At 65.2% G+C, this 468-nt stretch carries 1 pseudogene; it reads right to left on the reverse strand.

Annotation, left to right across the window (positions count from 1 at the left end):
- Positions 1–468: pseudogene (locus EOA13_RS37545) on the reverse strand (D-alanyl-D-alanine carboxypeptidase); the annotation flags it as partial.

The raw sequence follows: 468 nt of genomic DNA on the forward strand, positions 1-468 counted from the left end.
CTCGGCAACGGCACGTCGGCATATTCCCGGCCCGATGTATCGAGCATCGCCTTCGGCTTCGGCCCGGTGGCGCCGCCAAGGCCGACGGCGACCAATGTCGGCACATGGTCGAGCTTTTCCCGATAGGGCGATTTTGGCGCATCCTTATCGCCGACGGGGACGGCAGCTTCCGACTGCTCCTTAGCCGGCTTCTTCTTGCAAAGCTCGTCACGCAGGTCATTGACCGATGTCGTGTCGCCATAGGCAGGCAGCGCCGCGACCGTGACCCAGTTCGGCTCTTGCGCCGCGAAACCCTGGTCGAGCAGTCTCGCCGTGGTCTCGGCGCGGGTGATGGTCGACTGTTCGCCGAGCACGACGGCGACCAGCGTGCGGCCGTTTCGCGTTGCCGAGCCAATCATGTTGAAGCCCGAGGGGCAGACGAACCCCGTCTTCATGCCGTCGGCGCCCGGATAGCGGCCGATCAGAAGA

Origin of the sequence: Mesorhizobium sp. M7A.F.Ca.US.011.01.1.1 (assembly GCF_003998295.1) — a bacterium.
In the GTDB taxonomy this organism is placed as follows: Bacteria; Pseudomonadota; Alphaproteobacteria; order Rhizobiales; family Rhizobiaceae; genus Mesorhizobium.